Genomic DNA, 20,630 nt, shown 5'->3' on the forward strand with positions numbered 1-20,630 from the left:
CCCCACCGGGTCCTGCGAGACTTCTCCAGAGATACAGCCAGCCGTCAGCCCGACGAGACTGCATAACACGCCGGCTACCGGCCGCCCTCCGACGAGGCGCGCGGTTGCCATGAAGTGCCACCTCTTGTTTGCAGTGCACTAGAGCACGGCGGTCGGACCCAATGCAAGGCCCGAATGAGGCTTTTGATTACAATATGTTGACCTGAGGCGGGCAACCTGGCCGCGCAGGTCAGCGGTGCTCCCACGCATGTAGGCCGCGCGACGTGGAAGTATGGAGATCTCCTGCGGAGCCCGCACCGCACTCACGGGGTCGGGGTCGCTTCCGGGGCGCAGGCGCGAGAGGCGCGAGAGGCGCGGTAGAGTAGCCTTCGGGCCATGCGCTGCCTCGACGAGAACCAGGCGATCCAGTACGTCGAGGGGCTGCTTCCCGCGGACCAGGACGAGCGCGTCGCGGCGCACCTCGCCGAGTGCGACGACTGCCGCTGGCTCGTGACCTCCGCCGGTGCGGCGGCGCTCGCCGAGGCCTCCTCGGTGGCGGTCACGCTCCAGACCGACGAGGCGCAAGACGACGCCGAGCGCGCGGGGGACGGCCCGCGCGACCGTCGCGGCGAGGTGCTGCACCAGACCTACGTCATCACGCGCTTCATCGGGAAGGGGGCCATGGGAGAGGTCTACGAGGCCTCCCACACGCGGCTCCCCAAGCGCTTCGCGGTGAAGTTCCTCTCGGGACCCGGGGTCGAGAATCGCGACGCCATCGCGCGTATGCGGCGCGAGGCGGAGGTCACGAGCCGCCTCTCGCACCCGCACATCGTGGACGTGGTGGACTTCAACCACTCGGATGACGGCACGCCCTTCATGGTGATGGACCTGCTCGAGGGCGAATCGCTCGCGGAGCGCTTGCGGCGCGAGGGACCGCTGCGCGACCTCGTCGAGGTGGGGGAGATCGTGAGGCAGGTGACCTCGGCGCTCGAGGCCGCGCACCGGCAGGGGGTGATCCACCGCGACCTGAAGCCGAGTCATCTATTTCTGTGTCGACGCGACGCGAGCGGGCCGTGGGTCAAGCTCCTCGACTTCGGCCTCTCGAAGATCCTGCTCGCGCGCGAGGCGCCCGGGGGCTGGAAGGGGCAGCTCACGCGCGTCGGCACGGTGCTCGGCTCCCCCGGCTTCATGTCGCCGGAGCAGGCGCTCGGTCAGTCGGCCGAGGCGGATGCGCGCGCGGACATCTTCTCCCTCGGGGCCACGCTCTACAAGGCGCTCTCCGGCTGCTCGCCCTTCGTCGGGCGCTCGCTCGAGGAGATTCTCGCGCACGTGGCGCACGGGGAGGTGCAGGAGGTCGATAGCTGGCGCGCGATCCCGCGCCCCATCCGGCGGGTCATCTGGCGGGCGCTGCGCAAGGACCCGGCCGCGCGGCAGGCCTCGATGGGCGAGCTGGCGGAGGAGTTCGCCTCCGCCGTGCGCGAGGCGCAAGGGAGAGCCCGAGCGGCGCCGCCCGAGCTGCGGAGCTCGACGGCGTCGCAAGGGCGGCGGGCCCGGCGGGGCTGGGTCCTGGCGCTGGGCGTCGTCGCACTCGGGAGTCTCGGGGCCGTCATGGCGTGGAGGTTCGGCTCGCGTCCCGTCGACGGCGAGAGGTCACCTGGTTCGCGGATCGCGACCGCGACAACGACCGCGACCGCGACCGCGACAACGACCGCGACAACGACAGCGACAGCGACAACGATCACCGACGCGCGGGTGCGAGGGGCCGTCGAGCGGGAGCGACCGGCGGTCTCGGCGGAGAGAACGGTCGAGCCCCGACCGGAGCCGCCCGTGTCTGATCCTTCGCGCGTGCGGGTGCGTACGGCGCGGCGGAGCGCGGTGGTTCGCAGCGCGGTGGGGCAGGCCACCCTGCTCGTGCAAAGCAAGGAGGCCGAGGGGGGAGCGCCCCTCTGGGCGGACGTGTACCTCGACGGCAGGATGGTGGGGCAGACGGCGCTGACCCTGCGCGGCCTCGCCGCGGGAGTCCACCGGGTGGAGCTGCGTCGAGCGGGCTACCGCTCCGCCGCGCGGCGGGTCGTGCTCGAGCCGGGCGAGAACGCGCGCGTACGCTTTGCGCTCGAGCGCGCGTCGGCCGCGAATCAGTAGCTCAGGTCGAGAGAGAGGCCGCTAGCCGCACCGAGCTGCGGGAGGACGCGCCACGCGCGGGCGGAGGGGGGTCGATCCGAGGCGGCCCGTTCCGTGCGTCCCTCCAGCCAGAAGAGCACTACCGCGCCCGCTGTGAGCACCCCCGCGAGGGCCCACGCGACGTTCGCGCCGACGAGCTTGCGCCCCATGGAGGCGTGGAGCTCTTCGTAGCGGCTCGGCGCGGCAGGCGTGGCGTAGCGGGTCCGCTCGGCGCAGGGCAGGCTCGGCTCGGCGAGCAGCTCGCAGGCCGCGTCCCGGTCGCTCCGCGCGGCCAGACCCACGCCGATGGCCACGGCCGCGCTGGCGAGCGCCGCCGCTCCCGCCACCCAGGTCCAGATCCGGCGGCGGGCGGGGCGTGCGGCGTCGCGAGGGGGTGGTGGACTCTTCGGCGGGGCCTTGGCGGCAGCGGGAGCGCGGGGGCGCGCTTCGGTGCGATGGGCACGAGGTGCGCGTTCGGCGGCCAGCGCGCGCTCGGCGGCCAGCGTGCGCTCGGCGGCCAGCGCGCGTCGGACCTCGTCGAAGAGGGCCACCACCTGGGGCTTGTAGCGGTGCGGGTCCGCGCGAAGGTGCGGCGCGTGGCTCAGCGCGCGACGGAAGCTCAGGCGCGCCTCCTCGGTCCGGTCCTCGGCCGCGGCGATGAGTCCCAGATAGAAGTGGACCTGCCCGAGCGTGGCGCTCTCCCGGGTCCGGGTGAGGGCCTGCCCGAGCAGAGCCCGCGCCTCCCGAAACGAGCCGTCGGCCACCCGGGTCACGGCGCGCCGGAGCAGCGACTCGGCCGTCATTGACGCCGCAGGCTGGCCGAGGGCGCTCGGCCCGCTCGAGGCCAGGCCGAGGCCGAACAGCAGCGCGACGAGGCTACGGCGCATCGTCGTTGCTCTCGGACGGTCCACGGAAGAAGGAGCGGAGCGACACCTCGAAGCTCCCCTGAAGCAGACGCACGATGGTGGAGCACTCCTCGGTGGGGATCTCGAGCTCCGCTGCCAGGCCGGCCAGCGTGCGTTCGAGCAGCGTCTGGCGCAGGCGCTCCAGGCGGCGATGGATCGTGCTCGCGTGCACGCGCTGGGTGGCCGCGATTTCTTCGAGCCCGAGGCCGTCGGCGAAGCGCTGCTGGAGCAGCGCCCGCTCCTTCGGTGCGAGCCCCTCGAGCGCACGGAGCAGGGCTCGGCGGAACGGCTCGCGGTATTTCGCCTTGGCGAGGTTCAGGGTCGGATTCGCCGCGTCCCGACAGAGCTCCTCGGCGAGCAGGTCCTGCGCCAGCTTCGCGTGCCGCTTCTCGTGCCCGAGGCCCCGGCGAGCGGTGCGTTCGGCGACCACGCGAAGCCAGGTCGAGAGGTGCCCGAGGCCGGAGTAGCCGGCGAGGAGCGGAGGCGAACCGCCGCGGCCCACGAAGAGCTCCAGGAGGAGCTCTTGCTCCAGCTCGTCGGCGAGCGCTGCGCCCAGACGCAGCTGGCGCAGCGTGGCGCGAAGGCGCGGGACGAACTCCGCGTAGAACGCGTCACGCGCGGCCGGACTCCCCTCGGCGCAGGCGAAGGCCAGGTAGAGGTCGCCGAGGCGCCAGCGCGGCAGGAGACGCGCCAGGGCGGAGTCGCGGGGGAAGCGGGCCGCCACATGGGCGCAGAAGCGGTCGAGCTCGACGGAGACCGCGGGCCAGGCGGCGACCCCCTCGCGGAGCGCCGCCTCGAGCGACTCCACGAGCTCCGGAGCATGGGCCAGCTCGGCGCGCGCGGCCTCGTCGAGGCGAGCGGAGACGCGCGAGGCCAGGTTCGAGGAGGCTTCGCGGGCGTTCATGGCCGGTACTGAAGGAGGGTGCCGCCCCCTCCGGCGATCCAGCCTTCCCCCGAGGCGCCGATCCACAGCGCGTGCAGCGTGGCGCTGCTGCCGCTCGGCTGTGGGGCCCACGTGCCGCCGAGCAGGCGCGCCAGGTTGCCGTCGCTGCCCACGGTCCAGACGTCGTCCTCGAGGGACGGAAGCGCGCGGCCGGCGATGGCGCGGAAGGGCTTGGCCGTGAAGGCGGGGTTCAGCTTGTCCCACGCGCCGGCCTTGCGGGTCAGGATCACGCCGTGACCGACGATCCACACGCGCTCCGCGGAGCGCCCCCAGACGGCTCGCAGCGTGCTGCCGGAGGGAGACGCGTCCGGGACCCAGGCGCCGGGCGCGCTGCCGTGGCGCAGGATCGTCCCCCCTTCTCCCACGGCCCAGGCCTCGTCGCCCGAACTCGAGGCCCAGACGCCGAGGAGGTTCGACGTCGTGGGGCTCGTTGCGCGCGTCCAGCTCGTCCCGTCGTAGCGCAGGATCGCGCCGCCCGACCCGACGCTCCAGACGCTCGAGGGCGAGCTCCCCCACACGCTGGTGAGATCCGTGGTGACGGGGCTCGCCTCGGCGCGCCAGCTCTCGCCCTGGAGCGCGAGGATGGTGCCCCCGGCGCCGACGGCGAAGGCGTGGCCCGCTCCGTCGCCCCAGACGGCCTGCAGCGCGGCGCTCGTCGGGGAGGTCGCGCGGCTCCAGCTCCCGCCCTGACAGCGCAGGATCACGCCGCCGGCCCCCACGGCCCAGAGGTTCGACGCGTCGGTTCCCCAGAGGCCGTAGAGCGACTCGGAGACCGAAGACGTGACCGCCTTCCACGCGCCGCCAGACGCGGCGTCGCCTCCGGCGTCGTGCGGCAAGGGCTGCGTCGCGTCCGTGGTGCGGGTGTCGCGCTGCGCCGCCCCGTGGTCGAGACCTCCGTCGCCGCGCGCCGGGGCGAGCCCGGAGGGGGTCGGGAGCGAGAGCTGACAGGCCGCGAGCCAGGTCGCGCTCGCAAGAGGGAGCGCGCGCACCCCCCAGCGTCCGATCAGTCGCGCTCGCCGTCGAGGGTCGTGCACGCTCGCGATCGTAGCGCCTTTCCGGCGAGAGTTCACCCTTAAGGGACCCTTCGTCCGACCGTGCCTCCTCGGCAGGCGCGCGCGCCGCGATCTACCGGGGCACGACCGACGCGAACGACGTGCCGATGCGCGGACTCTCGATCCAGTGGTAGGCCGTGCCGGTGAGCTCCGAGCTGCGGTAGAGCCCCATCTTGAGATAGACGTACGCGTCGCCCGGGCACATCGTGGGCATGCGGTACTGCGTGCTGCCGTCCTTGAAGGTCTGCCGCACGCCGTCCAGCCAGAGCTCGACGAACCCCACGCTCTGGCTCTTGGAGAACTTGATGTGGAAGACGAGGTCGTGCCACGCGCCGGCGAAGGCCGGTACGCTCGGGCCGTACCACATCACGCCGTAGAGCTCCGAGCGCACGCTCACCTTGCCGTCGTAGAAGGTGAGTCCGATGGCCGGGCCGCCGCACGACGAGTCGCCCTTGAACTGCGTCAGATTCCCGCCGTTGCCGCTCGAGCGGAAGGCGATGCCGGCGTTGATGCGCGTGCGCCAGCCGAAGTAGAGGTCGTCGCCCTCCACGTACTTGAAGTAGGTGCCGTTCGGCAGGACCGAGCCGTAGAGCTCGCAGCGGGCCTTTCCGTCGGTGTAGCGGTCCCCGTCCACGAGCTTGGCCTGGTAGACCTTGCCGAAGCGGCCCTCGGGGTCGGTCACGAGGTCCAGACGATCGGGGTAGGCCTCCTGCTGGTTCTTCCAGGCGGCCATGCCGTTGCTGTCGGCGTCCGCGTGCCAGAGCGGCGTCGTGCCGCCGGGAGGGGGCGCGGAGGAGTCGGCGGTCGGTGGGCGCGTCGTGTCCGTCGCCACGCGCGCGTCGGCGACGCGCAGAGTATCCGTCGCCACGCCGCTGTCGCGCTTCACCGTGGCGAGGTCCGCGCCCGGCGCGCCAAGGTCCGCGGCGGGCGCGGCCAGGTCGGCGCTCGGCACAGCGCCGCTGTCGGGTCGACACTCGCAGTACTTGGGCGTCCGCCCGTTGCAGGGGCACCCCTTTCCCTTGCCGTCGGAGTCGTGACCTCGGTACTCGGAGGGGCCCCCGTCGTCGAGCGGACCCCCCGCGAGCTGGCTCGAGCAGGCCGCCGGTCCGAGCAGGGCCAAAAGGACGAGGGACACGAGCCCGGCGCGGGGCCGGTCCTCCGTCGGGTGCCCTCCTCGGGCGAGGGGTCTGCGAGAGGCCGGATTTCGTCGCGTCATGGATCCCCTTTCGATGGCTCGCTGTGAAAGGGAAGTGCGGGGCGGCCTGGTTTTTTTGCGCGGCGGGGCGACGATTTCCGCGGTTATCTCACAAGGGCCTGAAATCCCGGGGCCGAGGCCGGGGCCCGGCCCTACGCCTCGACGGCGGTCGCGGAGGGGAGCGGGCCTTCTGCTTCGAGCGTCCGCGGCAGCCGGAGCAGGCAGAGCCACCCCGGCACGAGCGCGAGCCCGAAGAGGAGCCAGAGGCGCGGCTCCTGGTGCAGGAGCCCCACCGCGTGTCCGAGGAGGAGCAGCGCCACCCCGGCGAGGCGGGCCTTCAGATACCCGCGGAGCAGTGCCCCGACGAAGAGGCGTCCGCGCAGCAGCCGTACCGCCGGCCAGAGGAGCAGGAGGTCGGTCGGCCAGAGCAGCAGCGCGAGTTCGTTCTCGCGGATCTCGGGGAGCTTCACGAAGAGGACGAGGCTCCAGACGAGCAGGCCGTTCAGCCCCACGAGCAGCGCCGACGGGACGAGGCAGAGCCCCGTCCAGCGCGAACGTTTGCGCGCGAGATAGAGCGCGAGCGCGCCGAGGAGCGCGAGGCCTCCCGCGGTCAGCCCGAGGAGCGTCACGCCGGCGAGCGGATTTCCCTGATTGGCCTCGGGACCCACGCGGCGGTGCAGCACGTCGACCGGCCCGAGGAGCGAGCGCCCGCCGACCTGCACCTTGCCCAGGTCGGGTTCGAGGAACATCGGCAGAAACCCCCCTGTCCAGGCGTCCACGGGGCGGTCGAGCGCGCGGCCGAGGAGGAGCTCGCTCAGCGCCAGCACCTCGAGCCGCCCGGCGAAGCCTTCGCGCGTGAGGTCGCGGAAGGTATAGCCGGTGGGCCGGCCCCGAAGCTGCCGCTCGACCGCGCCGCCCGTCACGTCGTCGAGGAGGTCGCGCAGGCGCGTGGTGCAGTTGTCGAGGTAGTGGTGATAGGTGTAGGTGCGATTCTCGGGCAGGAGATTTCGCGCCAGGCGGCTCGCGAGCGCGCGGTGCTGCGCGTCGGTCAGGTTGAGCGGGATGCGCCGGATGCCGCGGTTCTCGCGCCGGTAATAGCGCACCGTCGCCGCGTAGCTGTCCGCCACGACCCAGAAGCGTGCCTTGCCGCGCAGAAAATCGAAGATCAGGCCCGGGGCGCCGAAGTCCGTGTAGCCGTAGTTGTAGACCGCGTCGTCGTGGCCGCCGCCCCGCACGCGAAAGGCGGCGTGCCCGAAGCGCGTGTAGAGGTCCTCCCCGCGTCCCATCGTGAGGAGCTCCACGCGCACGGCTTCGGGAGCGGCGGCAGCCGGCCGCGCGAGCGCTCCGAGGGCGAGCACGAGCGCGGCGGTCGCGCCGGTGGCGTGGAAGGAGAGCCGCGAGACCATCGATCTCTATGATGCACGCCGGCTTCGGGCGGCGCCAGGCGGTGTGCCGCTCTCCGCGGCGCGCGAGGTCACCGGAAGAGCAAGCGCCGCAGCGTCTTCAGCGCGTAGGTGGCGAAGTCCTGGCCGGAGCGTTCGACCGCCTCGAGCGAAAAGCCGGCGCTCGCGAGGAGGCGCTCCTCTTTGTCGCTCCCCTCTCCGACGACGAAGACCAGCGCGCGGTTTCGCGCGTCGGCGGCGATCGCGCGCCGGTACGCCGGCAGCACCTGAGCGAGGTTCTCGATCCCCGTGTCGGTGACGATGACGTAGTCCCTGGGCAGCGAGTGGCGGAGGGCCAGGTCGCTGGGCCGCGGCAGGCGCGTCTGGCCCTTTTGCTGGAGGGTGAGCAGGCGGTGGAGCTCGTCCACCTGCTTCGTGGGGCGCAGCAGGATGCTCTCCGAGGAGAAATTGACGAGGGCCACCGGATAGCGGCGCGAGAGGGCCGAGAGCGCGGCGCCGGCGGCGCAGATCACCGCGGCGGGGGCTCTCTTCTGCTGCTGCATCGAGCCGGAGGTGTCCACGAAGAGCACCAGCAGGCGCTCGGAGCTGCGCGGCAGCTGCCGATAGGGGTCGCAGGCCTGACGCCCGGTGGAGCCGCCGAAGGGAAGGGTGGCGAGCGTCAGGAGCCCCACCTCGCCGAGGCCCGGAGGGCGCTCGCGGTCGCCCAGGTTTCGCAGCAGGCGGCCGCCGTCCTCGTAGCGCGCCAGCTCGAGCCCGTCGAGGCGCTCGCGCGTGGTCACCGCGGGGGCCCTGGCCGTCGCGTCGGTCGGGTGACGCGGGCGGAAGGTGGCCAGTCGATCCTTTCCCACGTGGCGCGAGGCGGGGGCCTGTGCGGCGCTGCCCGACGGGCGATCGCAGCCCCGCATGCGCAAGAGGCACGGGTCGAGCGGTGGGCCGGCACGGTGGGAGCCCTCGGTCTGGCCGCGCCCGGGCTCGCGGGTGGCACGGGTCCTGGGCGGCGCGGCTCCGCGAGGCCTCGCACCCGAGGAGCGCACGGCGCGCTCGGACGCCGCGGTCTTCGGCCGGGGCACCGGGTCGGCGGGGGCGAGCAGGGTGCGAGCGGTGCCGGGGCGCGTCCCGTGAGAGCGCATCGGTTCGAGCACGACCTCGGTCACGGCGTCGGGGGTCACGGCGGCAGGCTCGCCCTCGGGGGTCACGAGCCAGAGCAGCACGGCCAGCAGGTGCAGGGCCACCGAGGCCGCCAGAGCGCGAGGCATCCTTCTCTCTGGCGCTCGACCCATGCCGATCGTTGCCTCCACCGCGCGGCCTTCACTGCTAAGGAGCAACCCGTGTGCCACCGCTCGCGCCGGGTCGCCGTCGCGCTTCCTCCAGGTGTTACGCGGCGGGCCGCCCGCAGCCTTGTGGCACCGGCGTCACACCGGCGCAGAGCCCGCACACCCGACGGCGATTGGCGGTTCGCGCCTCTGCGCGGTACAACCGTGGCCAGCATGCCCCGGTCGATCTCGGGCCGCATCTTCGGCGGCTTCCTCGTGCTGATGCTGGCCTTCGGCGGCGTGATGGGCTTCGCCATCTACCGCATGCAGGCCGTGCGCGAGCAGCTCGCCCTCATCAACCGGAGCTACCTGCGCCTGACGCTGCTCCTCGGGGAGCTGCACGTGACGCAGGGGAACCTGCTCACCACCGTGGCCGAGCGGGCCGCGGGGGGCGGCATCTCCGATTTCGTGCAACGTCAGGTGGAGCTGGCCCGCCAGTACCGGCTGAATCGCGTGCGTGCGGCGCGTCAACTCGTGCACCGCACGCTCGCGGCGCAGGCGGGTCATCGCGACGTCCAGGTGCTGCGGCGCATCGAGACCAGCCTGCGCGAGCTCGAGCAGGCCTTCGCCGGCCACGAGGGGCGCTTCGACCGGCTCTTCGGCGCGCAGGGGGGGGAGGGGTGGCAGCTGCGCCAGGTGGGGGAGGCGCTGCTCGGGCAGGAGCGCAAGCTCGGCAGCCGCATCTGGCGTCTGCGGTACCTTCTGCGCGGCGAGGTCGAGGCGGCCGCCCTCGAGGTGGAGGCCGATCAGCGCGCCACCGTCTGGGCCGGCTCGGCGCTGGTGCTCCTGGTGCTCCTCGTCAGCCTCGCGGTGACCCTGCGCGCGCGTCGCACGCTGAGCCCGCTCCGCACGCTCGTGGAGGGGACCAAGCGCATCGGGAGCGGGGACTACGCCGGGCGCGTGAACGTCCCCTCCGACGACGAGCTCGGCGTGCTGGCCGCCGAGTTCAACCACATGGCCTCCGCCGTCGAGGAGCGCGAGCAACGCCTCATCCGCAGCGAGCGCATGGCCGCCGCGGGGCTCCTCGCCTCGCACATCACGCACGAGGTGCGCAATCCGCTCAGCTCCATCTCGCTCAACACCGAGATGCTCGAGGAGGAGCTGACCGCCTTCGCTCCCGACGCGAGCCAGGAGGCGCGGGCTCTCTGCGGCGCGATCCGCAAGGAGGTGGATCGCCTGACTGGCATCACCGAGGAGTACCTGGCCTTCGCGCGCCTGCCGAAGCCGAACCTCGAGACCGAGAACGTGAACGAGATCCTGGGCAGCCTGCTCTCCTTCATGTCCGGCGAGCTGGCGGGTCGCGGCGTGAAGCTCGAGTACGCGCCGGGCGGGGTGCCCACGATCCAGGCCGACGAGAATCAGCTGCGGCAGGCCTTTCTGAACCTCGTGCGCAACGCCGGCGAGGCGATGGCAGCGACGGGAGGGGTGCTGCGGGTCACCACCGCGGCCGAGGAGGGCGCGGTGGAGGTGCGGGTGGCCGACACCGGCCCCGGGATCGACGGCGTCCACCTCGGGCGGGTCTTCGAACCTTTCTTCTCCACCAAGGAAGGCGGGACGGGGCTGGGGCTGGCGCTCACGCAGCAGATCGTGCAGGAGCACGGCGGCGGGATCGCCGTGGAGAGCACGCCTGGAACGGGCACGACCTTCACCGTGCGTTTGCCTGTTTCGGGGGGGCGGGATAGAGTGGGAGAGGTCTAGGAAGAGCGCATGAATCCTCGGCGGAGGCGTTTGGGCAAGGGTGGCCCGGCCAGAGGGGGGCGGAGGTCCGAACGGCCTGCCGTGGAGTCCGGCGGCGCGAAGGGGAACGTGACCGAGGACTCGTCCGGCGACAGCGACGACGATCGTCGCATCCACGCGCGAACGAACCTGGTGCTCAAGGTGGAGTACGGGAGCCTCGACGGCTTCCTGCAAGACTACACCACCAACATCAGCCAGGGCGGGACGATGATCCGCACGAGCCGCTCCCTCGTCGCGGGCGAGGAGGTGGAGCTCCTGCTCTCCTTCCCGGGGCTCCTGACGACCGTTGCTCTGCGCGGCGTGGTGCGCTGGGTCCAGCCGGCCGAGGGGGAAGACCAGGCGGTCGGCGTCGAGTTCGACCAGAAGAAGGAGGCCGAGTGGCAGGCCATCCGGGAGCTGGTGCAGCGCATCGCCGCGGGGGACGAGTCGGTGGTCGTCTCCGCCACCGTGCGCATCCTCGTGGTGGAGGACAACGTCCACGTGGCGAACCTGATCCGTCGCGGGCTCGAGGCGCACCTGCGGCGGCACGCGGGCAACATCGCCTTCGAGACGGCGCACGCGGGGGACGGTCGCGAGGCGCTGACCATGCTCGAGCAGGAGGCCTTCGACCTCCTGATGGTCGACATCTACCTGCCCGTGATGGATGGCGAGACGCTCATCCGGAAGCTACGCGCCGATCCGCGGTGGGCGACGATTCCGATCATCGGGGTCAGCGCGGGCGGCGAGGCGTTGCGCCAGTCGGTGCTCGCGGCTGGTGCGGACTTCTTCCTCTCCAAGCCCATTCGCCTCGCGGACGTGCTCAGCACGATGCGCAAGCTCGTGATCTCGGCGCGTCACCGCTTTCCGAGCGAGGAAGGGGCCTCGACCGACCACGACAAGTAGCGCGTCGCGTGCGGGGAGGAGGGTCAGGTCAGCCGAGGCCGCCCGTGACGAAGAGCGTGGTGCCCGTGACGTAGCTCGCCGCGGGCGAGACGAGGTAGAGCACGGCGCTCGCGATCTCCTCGGGGCGCGCGGCCCGTCGCAGCGGGATCTGCGCGGTGAGCTCGGCCAGCCGCTCCGCCGGGAGGCCGGAGACGAGGTCGGTCTCGACCAGGCCCGGACAGACGCAGTTCACCGTGATGCCGCGGGTCGCGACCTCGAGGGCCAGGCAGCGGGAGAGCGCGGTGAGGCCCGCCTTCGACGCCGCGTAGCTCCCCTGGCCGGCGAGACCCAGATGCCCCGACGGCGAGGTGAGGCTGACGATGCGGCCGTAGCGCGCGCCGAGCATTGCGCGCACCGCGAGCTTGCAGAGGTGGAACGCGCCCGTGAGATTTACCGCGAGGACCCGCTCCCAGGAGGCGAGGGAGGTCAGGCCCACGAGGGCGTCCTGGCGGATCCCGGCGTTGTTCACGAGGATCTGCGGCGGGGCGGGGAGCGCCGCGAAGAGGCTCTCCACGGCGGTCGGCTCCGCGACGTCCAGGGCGTGGAGCGAGACGCGCTCGGCGAGCGGGCCGAGTCCGTCGCAGAAGCGCGTCGCGGCCTCCTCGTCGCGCGCGTAGATGGCGTGGACGGCGGCGCCCGCCTCGAGGAGCGAGCGACTGATCGCCGCACCGATCCCGCGCGTGGCGCCGGTGACGATGGCCACCTGCCCCGTGAGGTCGGGCCCGGGCGCGGGCGCGGGGCGCTCGCGCGTCACGGCGCGCGCGGCGGGTCGTTGCTGCTGCTGCCGTTGCCCGGGAGCGGCGTGGGGCTGTCTTGCACGCACGGCCCTTTCGAGCGCGGCGGGGAGACGCGCAGGCAGGGCACGGTGACGGCGCGCGACGAGGACCCGTCGCTGACCTTGGCGGTGACCCGGTCGCCCGTGCCGGAGTAGGTGATCTCCAGGGCGAGCCCGCCGTTGGCCGTCAGGATCCGGACCGTGCCGGCGCCCTGCTCCACGCTGCCCGCGACCCCTCGAACCTCGCAGTACTCCTCGTTCGCGTCGAGGGTCGAGCCCGGCGCGTCGAGGGCCGTCCACTTGTTCCCCGCGATCCGTAGGCCGCTGTCGTCGACGCGCTCGCAGTTCGCGTCCTTGCAGCAGAACCAGTCCCCGTCGATGCCGCCCCCGCCTCCGCTCGTGGAGCTCCCCCACTCCGACGCGCCGGGGACCTCGTAGTAGCCGCCCGGGGTCCAGTTCGACGGGGGCAACGGAGCGCCACCTCCGTTGCAGGCGGAGAGCCACATCGGGCTGGCGAGCCATACCAAGCTCCGGAAGCGCATGGAGACCTCCTTCGGTGCGGTGTTCTAGAAATAGTAGGTGACGGTCAGCGCACCTCCAGAGGCCGTGGCCATGGTGAAGACGAACGCGCCGCTCTGGAGCTCGAAGTCGAGAGCGAAGAGGTACTGGGCAGTGAGGCTCACGCGATCCCCGATGTAGTACTCCACGCCGAGGGTCGGTCCGAAGCCGAAGCCAAAGCGCCAGTTGTTCGGACCGGCGGGGTCCACCACGCCGAAGGTGAAGCCGCCTCCGACGAAGGGAGAGATGCGGCGCCAGGTACGGAAGTGGTACTCGAAGCCGGCCCCTACGCGCAGGCCGTAGTCAGCCACCGCGTCGGCGACGTCCGGCTTCGTGACGCGCACGACGGCGCCGAAGTAGAAGGGGATGCGCCAGTTGGCGTTGATCACCGGCTTCATGCCGACCATCGTGAGGAGCGCGCCGGCCGCCACGGCCTGGGCTTCACCCACGTGCGTCATCGTGGCGAGCCCGCCGAAGCGGAAGAACATGCCCCAGTTGCCGGCCTCGGCGCGCACCACGGGAGAGGTCGGGTCGGTGCTGGAGGCTGGCTGGCCGACGCTCGGCGTGGCGGCGTTCTGGGTCGCTACCGGAGTCGCGGGCGTGGTCGGCGTCGTGGGGGTCGCGGGCGTCGTCGGGGTGGCCGCCGGCTGGCCGGGGGTCGTGGGCAAGGTCGGCTGCGGCGGCTCGTCCCCCTCCGGCGGCGGCGGGGGCGCGGGGGGCGTCTGGGCCAGCGCGAGGCTCCCCGAGAGGAGCGCGATGCTCAGGGAAGCGGCGAGGATCTTCAGGGTCGGTCGCAGCAACATGACATTCCTCCTCGACGGGACTCGATGCGGAGCCCCTGTGCGCGCGCACCATAGCCCACGGGTAGGTGCCAGGCAACGGGCGGAAGGTGAGACGGTCGTCACGCTCGCCGAGGCGACCGGTGCGGTGGCCGCCGACTGGAATCACGTTGGAATGGCGGCGGAAGTTGGAGACCGACGACGGCCTTCGTTATAATGGGCCGAGCTGAACGGGAGGCGAGGCACGAACATGCGACGGCTGGGCGCCCTGATTCTTCTCCTCGGAGTCGGCCTCGCCCCAGGGCGTGCCCACGCGCAGACCGCCGTCGCCGTGCTGGGGGTGGACCCGCTCGACGCCTCGGTAGACGTCGCGGGCCGCGTCTCCACGGTGCTTCGCGAGCTGGTGACGCGCACCTCGGGCTACCGACTGGTGCCCGGCAAGGCGCTCGACGAGATCAAGCTGGTCTTCGGCTGCGTGGACGAGGCGGACGAGTGCATGGCCCGCGTGGGGCGCTCGCTCCAGGCCGGCAAGCTCCTCTGGGGGACCGTGCGGCGGGTCGGCCGCGGCTACCAGCTCGGGCTCAAGCTGCTCGACGTGCCGACCGCCCGCGTGGAGAAGTTCGTCAACGAGAAGCTCACGGCGGCAGAAGGCGCGCAGCCGCGTCGCGCCGTGGAGCGGCTCGCCCGCGCGCTCTTCGTGCCGGGCAAGGGCGAGCTCACGGTGACCTGCGCGGCGGACGAGGCCCAGGTCACGATCGGGACCGAGGCCGTCGGAACCTGTTCCCGAGAGCGCCCCATCTCGCAGCGGTTGCTCGCCGGGACCTACGTCGTGGAGGTGACCAAGCCGGGCTATCGGACCTTCTCGCAGCGCGTGGTGGTCACCGGGGGACAGTCCGCGCGGGTCGAGGCCGTCCTCGAGCGGGCGGAGGTCGCGGGGCCGAAGGTCGGCGTCCCCGTGAAGCCCGTGACGCCGGAGCCCGAGGATCGACGCTCCGGGTGGCGCGGGGCCTTCTTCACGGGGCTCGCCGGGACCGTGGCTCTCGGGGTGGTGATCCTCGTGACCGGGCTGTCGGTGCTGAACCTGCAGAACACGAAGAACGACATCGTGGACAACCTGCTGCTGCAGCACTCGCGACGCGAGATCACCCTCGAGCAGGAACAGAAGCGCGCCTTCGAGAACGGGGACGCCGACGCCTGCGGGTTCGCCGGCCGGTTCGACGAGCTGCGCCAGACCTGCGACAAGGGCGGCACGCGCGCGACGGTGGTGAACATCCTCATCGGCGCGACCGCGGCGTCGGCGATCGTGACCGCCATCTTCGCCTACAAGGCCTTCGCCCCGCGCAAGAAGGCCCGCCCCGCGCGCACCGACGACGACTCGGCCGCCGCGACCGACCGTCCCTCCGCCCCGCGCTGGGTCATCGCCCCGCAGCTCTCGGCCCGCGGCGGCAGCCTCGGTTTCCTGCTGCAGTTTTAACCCAGAGCTAGAGCTTCTTCTCCACCTCCGCGAGTCCCTGGACCTTGGGGTCCAGCGCGCGGGCGCGCGTGACGGCGATCCGCGCCCGCCGCTTGTCCCCCCGGCGCAGATGCAGCCGCGCGAGCTCGACGTGGAGCTCCGCCGGTTTCTCCGGCTCGCAGAGGAGCGCCGTCTCGAGGTGCCAGATGGCCTTCTCGAGCCGCGGCGTCGGGGCCGGGGCCGCGTGCGCCGCGGCGAGCAGGCGGTGCAGCTTCGCCGAGCCCGGTGCGATGTAGTAGGCCATCTCGCCGTAGGTGCGTACCCCGGCGTGGTCGCCCCGCGCGGCGAGCAGAGACACGAGCTTCATCGTGAACGAGAGGACCTGCTGCTCGAGGTGCGCGAGCGGCTTGAGCTCGGCGATCACCTGGTCGGTCTGCCCCCGCTTCTCGTACGCCGAGGCGAGGAGCGCGTAGGGCGCCCCCTGCTCGGGGTCGAGGCGCTTGGCCTGCGCGAGGTGCGCCTCGGCACCCTTCGCGTCGTTGCGCGCCAGCGCCAGCTTTCCGAGCTCGAGGCGCACCTCGTAGCCGTCGGCGCCCGTGCCGAGGAGCTGGGTGAAGCGCGCCTCCGCCTCGGGGCGGCGGCCCCCCATCAGCGCGAGCTGGGCGCTGACGTAGAGTCCGAGGCGCTCCTTCGGGTTCTTGCCGAGCGCCCGTTGCGCCGCGGCCTCGGCCTCCTTGCGCTTCCCCGAGGCGAGCGACGCCAGCGCGAGCTGGGCCTGCGTCGCCGGGTCGTCGGGCTTGGCCTTCGCCGCCTGTTCGTACTTCTCGAGCGCCTCGTACCCCTCGAGGTCCACGAACCAGCTCTTGCGGTAGACCGAGAGGCGCTGGAGCTCCGCCGCCCGAAACCGCTGGTCGATGGTCGGAAGGTCGAGACCCGTCAGGGCGGGCAGGATCGTCTCGGTGCGCTTTCCGCGGCCGTAGTCGGCGAGCGCGGCGAGCACCTTGCCGAGCCCGAACTGCTTGATGAGGTACGCGGCGAGCAGGCTCCCCTGGTAGTAGGCCACCACCATGTCCTGGATGCTGCGCGCCCGGCTGAAGGCGCTGTTCATCGAGGCGAGCCCGTGCAGGCGCCCGGAGGTGATGGCCTTGTAGATGTCGAAGTCGTTCTCGCGCTTCCACTCGGCGCGCACGAGCGTGGGTTCGAGGTCGGCGAGCCCCTCGGTGAGCCAGCGCGGCACGCGCGAGCGGCTCATCTGGATGGTGAAGACGTGGTTCAGCTCGTGCCAGAGGACCTGCCCCCAGTTGAACTGGGCGGCGACCGGGCTCGTCGAGGTGATGACGCGCCCGAAGCAGACGGCGAGGGCCGAGAGCTCGCCGAGGCCGATGGTGCGCACGGCGTAGTGCTCCTTCTCGCGAAAGAGCTCGACGACGATCGGACCCTTCGGCGTGAAGCGGTACTTCTTCACGTAGGCCGCGTAGGCCTGCTCGAGCACCGGCACCGCCGTACGTTCGAGGACGGCCCGCTCCTTCTTGTGCACGCGCAGCTTGAAGTGCGGTGACGAGATGAACTCGTACTCCTTGGCGACCACCTGCTCGAACAGGTTGAGCAGGTTGTAGTTCTTCACGTTGAAGCGGTCCCCCTTCCAGGCCTCGCGCAGGTACTTCAGGCCGAGCTCGTCCTCTCCGAGGCGCAGGTAGTTCTGCCCGAGGTCGGCCAGCGAGTACCAATCCTGCGGGTCGAGCTTCACCGCCTCGCGGCTGAGCTCCACCGCCTCGGCGTAGCGGTGGTGTCGCACGCCGAGCTCGACCACCGTGCGAAAGAAGGCCGTGTTGCGCGGGTTCAGCGCCAGGGCGCGCGCCTTGGTCCGCTTGAAGGCGGCGAGGTCGTCTCGCAGAAACTGGCTCGTGCCGAGCACGGCCAGCGCGTCGAGGTGGTTCGGGTTTCGCGCGAGGACCTGCGCGAGCAGCGCCTCGCCCTTGCCGTTCTCCTCGTTGTCCACCAAGAGCTGCGCGCGCAGCACCAGCGCGTCGGCGTCCTGAGGGCTCGTCTTTTGCACCTGGTCGAGGAGCTTCTCCACCTTGCGCACGTCGTTGTCCCGTTCGGCGTGTACGCGCGCCAGCCCGAGCAGGGCGCCGACGTGGCGCGGGTTGGTCTTGAGCGCGGCGTTGAAGTGACTCTCGGCGTGCCCCGCCTCGTACTTCTCGAGCGAGATCTCGCCCCACTGCACGTGGGCCTCTACGTTCTCGGGGTCGGCCTTCACCGCGTCGCCATAGGTGTCGCTCGCGTCGCGGAAGTTGTCGGTGTAGCGGCAGGCCATCGCCACGTAGGTCAGCTCTTCGGAGCTGGCCTGGTCGAGCCGCTCGCCCTTGAAGTCGTCGTAGAAGACGTCGAAGGTGGCGCGGCTCTCGGCGGCCTGGCCGCGTTCGAGCTGCACGAGTCCGAGAAAGGCGCGCGCGCGATGGGCCTTGGCGTGCTTGGCGAGCGCCTGCTTGAAGGCCTGCTCGGCGGCGGGCCGTTCCCCGCGGGCGCGGAGGACCTCGCCCTTGAGCGTCAGCGCCTCGGCCGCAGCGGCGCCGCCCCCAGCGCGTGCGAGCGCACGTTCGGCGCTCTTCTGCGCCTCGGCGTGGCGGCCCGTCTCGAGCTGCACGCGCCCGAGACCGACGAGGGCGGCGGCTCCCTCGCGGGGGCCCAGCTTGGCGAAGGCCGCTTCGGCGGCGGCGTAGTTGCCGGTGCGGAGCAGCCGGCGCGCCTCCCTCAGCGTCGCGCCGTGGGCCACGGTCGGCAGGCAGAGGCAGATGCAAAACGTGAGGATGGCGCCGCGCTGCATGGGTCGTTCTCCCGAGACGAGCCGTAATACTAACCACAGCCCCCTCTCATTGCAGCTTACGCTGCGGGCGTGTAGCCTTTGAGTGGAAGCTCGCCCAAACGGAAGGAGCGGAGCATGGCCACCGCGCAGACGGCACCGGCCGCCACCGGCAAGGATAGTCACGAGGACTTCGACGCCTTCCTCAAAGAGGCGATCCACGCCTACTACGAGCGGAGCGGCAAGAAGAATAAGGGAAGCTTCATCGCGCTCATCATCGCCTCGGGGGAGATGGGGTCGCTGGCGGTGGATTCGTTCAAGTCCGGCAGCGGCATGAAGAAGATGGCGCTCGGCGCCGCGGGGGTCGTCGCGCTGCGCCTCGGGCTGAAGTACGCGCTGTCGGGCCCCCTCGGAGCGCTGCTGCTCAGCGCGACGGCAGCCTCCCTCATCACCTACTTCGTGCGGAACCGGGGCGAGATCGCGGGCAAGATCTCGCGCTATCGGCAGCTCGTGCGCGAGCTCCGCGGCAGCTTCGACAAGCTGCAGTCGGATTGTCGTGACGGTCGTCTCACCGCCGAGCAGCGCAACCTGATGCTCGACGGTCTTCAGATGCGCTTCCTCGCCGACCTCGACGCGTAGCTCCTGCACGCCGAGCAGGCTCGGCGCCGCGCGAACGCTTGAGCGCCGTCGCAAGCTGGCTTACTCTCCTGCTGTCATCGGTCGACGACGAGGCGTACGAACTCTCTCATGACACGCCGGCTCCTGCCGCTACTTGTCGGGGTCCTCTGGGCCGTGCCGCTGCATGCGGCGGAGCGCGTGGCGGTGCTCGACCTCCGGTTCGTGGACGTGCCGCCCGCGCTGCAGCAGCAGTCGGACGAGCGGCTGCGCGCCGTCCTGCAGAACCTCGGCTACGTTGTCCTCTCCGCCGAGGAGGTCAAGCGACGCCTCGAAGAGGGGGGCGTGCCTCCCGGTTGCACGATCGGCCCGTGCCTCGTGAACGTGGGGCGCCTGCTGAAGGTGGAGCGCGTGGTGGTGGGGGGCGTCTCGGCCATGGGGTCGAGCTACGATCTTACGCTGACCTTCCTCGAGACCTTCAGCGGGACGCCGCTGGCTCAGGTGACGCGACGCTGCGACGTCTGCACGTTCGCCGAGATCGGTCGCGCCGTGGCGGTCGCCGGCGCGGAGCTGCATCGCGGGGCGCAGGCCTTCTTCAAGACCCACGCCCTCGTCGAGGTGCAGAGCAGTCCCACGGGCGCGACCGTCACGCTGGACGGCGTCCCCGCGGGTCGGGCACCGCTCCGTCGGCTGCTCGCTCCCGGGCGGCACGAGCTCAAGCTGACCCACCCGGGGCACGGCCCGGTGACGCGGGTGATGGCGCTCGGCCCCGGGCAGCGCCAGACCGTGCACGAGGTGCTCGTTCCGCAGGCCGCGGGGGCGAACGCCGCCGAGCCGGAGAGGCGCGAGACGCGGCTCTACCGCTGGCTCGCCTGGTCGAGCCTCGGCGCGGGCGTCGCGCTGGCGGGTTCGGGGGCGACGCTTTGGGCGCTGCACGGAAGCTGCGCCGGTGGCCCGAACTGTCGCGACCTCTTTGACACGCGCGTGCCGGGGGTGGTGCTCGTGGCCCTCGGGGGGGCGGCGCTCGGGACGGCGGCGGCGATGTTCGTGCTCGACCATCGGGCGCGAACCACGGCGCCGCGAGTGGCGATTCTTCCCGGGGCGCGCGGACTGCAGGTGATGCTTGGCGTCGACTACTGAACGCGGGTGGCGGGTCGGGTGGGTGCTCGGGGCGGCGCTTAGGAGGCTGGCCAGAATTACCTGTGCATCCTCGCGGCCGATCCATCCCGGCTGGCTGCGTTGCTCGTCGGTTACATACCGACGAGTATGCGCCCTCCTCGCGCCTGGCCCGTCGGGCGCCTCGACCGCGATCCCTGCACAACTAGTTCTGGCCAGCCTCCTTATCGCCTGTGGGACGCTTTCGGGGTGCACCCGGACGAACCCCGACTGGTGCGGGGAGGGGGCGCCCTGCGGCGCGGGGCTGGTCTGCAACCTGAGCGCGAATCGCTGCGAGGCGCGCGCGGCGGATGGTGCGCTCCCCGGCGATGGGAGTTCGCCGCTCGACGCGCGAGCGGAGGGGGCCCCGGACCTGCGCGGCGACGGCCGGCGGCTGGACGCGGGACGCGACGCGACCGTGCGGGATAGTCAGGCGTCGGACGTGGTCCCCGTCTGCCCCGCGGCGGGGGCGTGGGTCTGCTTCGGCGGCTCCGCGGCCCTCTGCGGTGCCGGAGGAGCGGCGGTCAAGGTGCGCACCTGTCCGGCGCTCGCGTGTAGCGCCGGTCACTGCGTCGCGCCCGACCCCGGCGCGACCTGCAAGCGGAACGTGGACTGCGCCACCGGCAAGATCTGCACGTCGCTGCTCGACCTCACGGGCAAGCCCAAGCTCGTCTGCGTCGCTCCGGCCCCGGGCCTCTCGACGCCGGCGCGCTGCACGAGCGGTCTCGACTGCGCCAGCGGCCTGTGCACCGACGAGGGGACCTGCTACTATCCCTGCGATGGTTCACAAGATTGCCCCTCGGCGGCGCGGGACTGCGCCAGCGTCAAGGTGCGCGTGGAGGGCGTCGAAGCAAGCCTCAAGACCTGTCGGCCGGACTGACGGG

General features: G+C 72.0%; 17 protein-coding genes. 7 read left to right on the forward strand and 10 right to left on the reverse strand.

Annotation, left to right across the window (positions count from 1 at the left end; genetic code table 11):
• Nucleotides 1-375 precede the first annotated feature (375 nt).
• On the forward strand, nt 376-2,121 hold the full coding sequence (locus IT371_26610) for a protein kinase (GenBank protein ID MCC6751253.1): 1,746 nt from the start codon (nt 376-378) through the stop codon (nt 2,119-2,121).
• Here the strand turns inward: IT371_26610 and IT371_26615 are convergent.
• The 6 genes from IT371_26615 to IT371_26640 form a co-directional block, all read right to left on the reverse strand.
• The gene (locus IT371_26615; GenBank protein ID MCC6751254.1) at nt 2,115-3,026 is read right to left on the reverse strand and encodes a hypothetical protein; all 912 of its coding nucleotides are present in this window, start codon (nt 3,024-3,026) and stop codon (nt 2,115-2,117) included. The genes IT371_26610 and IT371_26615 overlap by 7 nt on opposite strands.
• The gene (locus tag IT371_26620) at nt 3,016-3,948 is read right to left on the reverse strand and encodes a sigma-70 family RNA polymerase sigma factor (GenBank protein MCC6751255.1); all 933 of its coding nucleotides are present in this window, start codon (nt 3,946-3,948) and stop codon (nt 3,016-3,018) included. The genes IT371_26615 and IT371_26620 overlap by 11 nt, the downstream gene beginning before the upstream one ends.
• The gene (locus tag IT371_26625; GenBank protein ID MCC6751256.1) at nt 3,945-5,021 is read right to left on the reverse strand and encodes a hypothetical protein; all 1,077 of its coding nucleotides are present in this window, start codon (nt 5,019-5,021) and stop codon (nt 3,945-3,947) included. Before IT371_26625 ends, IT371_26620 begins: the two co-directional genes overlap by 4 nt.
• 91 nt (nt 5,022-5,112) lie before the next feature.
• Nucleotides 5,113-6,255, reverse strand: a complete 1,143-nt coding sequence (locus IT371_26630; protein MCC6751257.1) for a polysaccharide lyase — start codon at nt 6,253-6,255, stop codon at nt 5,113-5,115.
• A 131-nt stretch (nt 6,256-6,386) separates the two neighbouring features.
• Complete coding sequence (locus IT371_26635) at nt 6,387-7,640, reverse strand: DUF4105 domain-containing protein (GenBank protein ID MCC6751258.1); 1,254 nt, start codon at nt 7,638-7,640, stop codon at nt 6,387-6,389.
• Between the two features lie 68 nt (nt 7,641-7,708).
• The gene (locus IT371_26640; protein ID MCC6751259.1) at nt 7,709-8,893 is read right to left on the reverse strand and encodes a hypothetical protein; all 1,185 of its coding nucleotides are present in this window, start codon (nt 8,891-8,893) and stop codon (nt 7,709-7,711) included.
• Between the two features lie 231 nt (nt 8,894-9,124).
• Between IT371_26640 and IT371_26645 the strand changes: the two genes are divergently transcribed.
• A complete protein-coding gene (locus IT371_26645) occupies nt 9,125-10,648 on the forward strand; it encodes a HAMP domain-containing protein (GenBank protein MCC6751260.1) in 1,524 nt (507 codons plus the stop codon).
• A 108-nt stretch (nt 10,649-10,756) separates the two neighbouring features.
• Nucleotides 10,757-11,569 carry a TIGR02266 family protein gene (locus IT371_26650; protein MCC6751261.1) on the forward strand — a complete coding sequence of 271 codons (813 nt, stop codon included), beginning with the start codon at nt 10,757-10,759 and terminating at the stop codon, nt 11,567-11,569.
• 28 nt (nt 11,570-11,597) lie between these two features.
• On the opposite strand, the gene IT371_26655 is transcribed toward IT371_26650, so the two are convergent.
• The 3 genes from IT371_26655 to IT371_26665 are packed head-to-tail and all read right to left on the reverse strand — an operon-like array spanning nt 11,598 to nt 13,744.
• Nucleotides 11,598-12,362, reverse strand: a complete 765-nt coding sequence (locus tag IT371_26655) for an SDR family oxidoreductase (protein ID MCC6751262.1) — start codon at nt 12,360-12,362, stop codon at nt 11,598-11,600.
• Nucleotides 12,359-12,925 (reverse strand): hypothetical protein, encoded by a 567-nt coding sequence (locus tag IT371_26660; GenBank protein ID MCC6751263.1) that lies wholly within the window; start codon nt 12,923-12,925, stop codon nt 12,359-12,361. The genes IT371_26655 and IT371_26660 overlap by 4 nt, the downstream gene beginning before the upstream one ends.
• A 24-nt stretch (nt 12,926-12,949) precedes the next feature.
• Entirely contained in the window at nt 12,950-13,744 is a 795-nt protein-coding gene (locus IT371_26665; protein ID MCC6751264.1) for a hypothetical protein, read from the reverse strand.
• A 226-nt stretch (nt 13,745-13,970) separates the two neighbouring features.
• On the opposite strand from IT371_26665, the gene IT371_26670 reads away from it, so the two are divergent.
• The gene (locus tag IT371_26670) at nt 13,971-15,194 is read left to right on the forward strand and encodes a PEGA domain-containing protein (GenBank protein ID MCC6751265.1); all 1,224 of its coding nucleotides are present in this window, start codon (nt 13,971-13,973) and stop codon (nt 15,192-15,194) included.
• A gap of 7 nt (nt 15,195-15,201) precedes the next feature.
• On the opposite strand, the gene IT371_26675 is transcribed toward IT371_26670, so the two are convergent.
• Complete coding sequence (locus IT371_26675) at nt 15,202-18,000, reverse strand: tetratricopeptide repeat protein (protein ID MCC6751266.1); 2,799 nt, start codon at nt 17,998-18,000, stop codon at nt 15,202-15,204.
• A 114-nt stretch (nt 18,001-18,114) separates the two neighbouring features.
• Here IT371_26675 and IT371_26680 point away from each other — a divergent pair, with 114 nt between their 5' ends.
• From IT371_26680 to IT371_26690, 3 genes are all read left to right on the forward strand, one after another.
• Nucleotides 18,115-18,615, forward strand: coding sequence for a hypothetical protein (locus tag IT371_26680; protein MCC6751267.1), 501 nt, complete (start codon nt 18,115-18,117; stop codon nt 18,613-18,615).
• A 108-nt stretch (nt 18,616-18,723) separates the two neighbouring features.
• Nucleotides 18,724-19,731, forward strand: a complete 1,008-nt coding sequence (locus IT371_26685) for a PEGA domain-containing protein (protein MCC6751268.1) — start codon at nt 18,724-18,726, stop codon at nt 19,729-19,731.
• Nucleotides 19,732-20,164: 433 nt separating this feature from the next.
• The gene (locus tag IT371_26690; GenBank protein ID MCC6751269.1) at nt 20,165-20,626 is read left to right on the forward strand and encodes a hypothetical protein; all 462 of its coding nucleotides are present in this window, start codon (nt 20,165-20,167) and stop codon (nt 20,624-20,626) included.
• The last annotated feature ends 4 nt before the right edge of the window (nt 20,627-20,630 follow it).

The sequence above is a fragment of the Deltaproteobacteria bacterium genome, from assembly GCA_020848905.1.
Classification (GTDB): Bacteria; Myxococcota_A; Polyangia.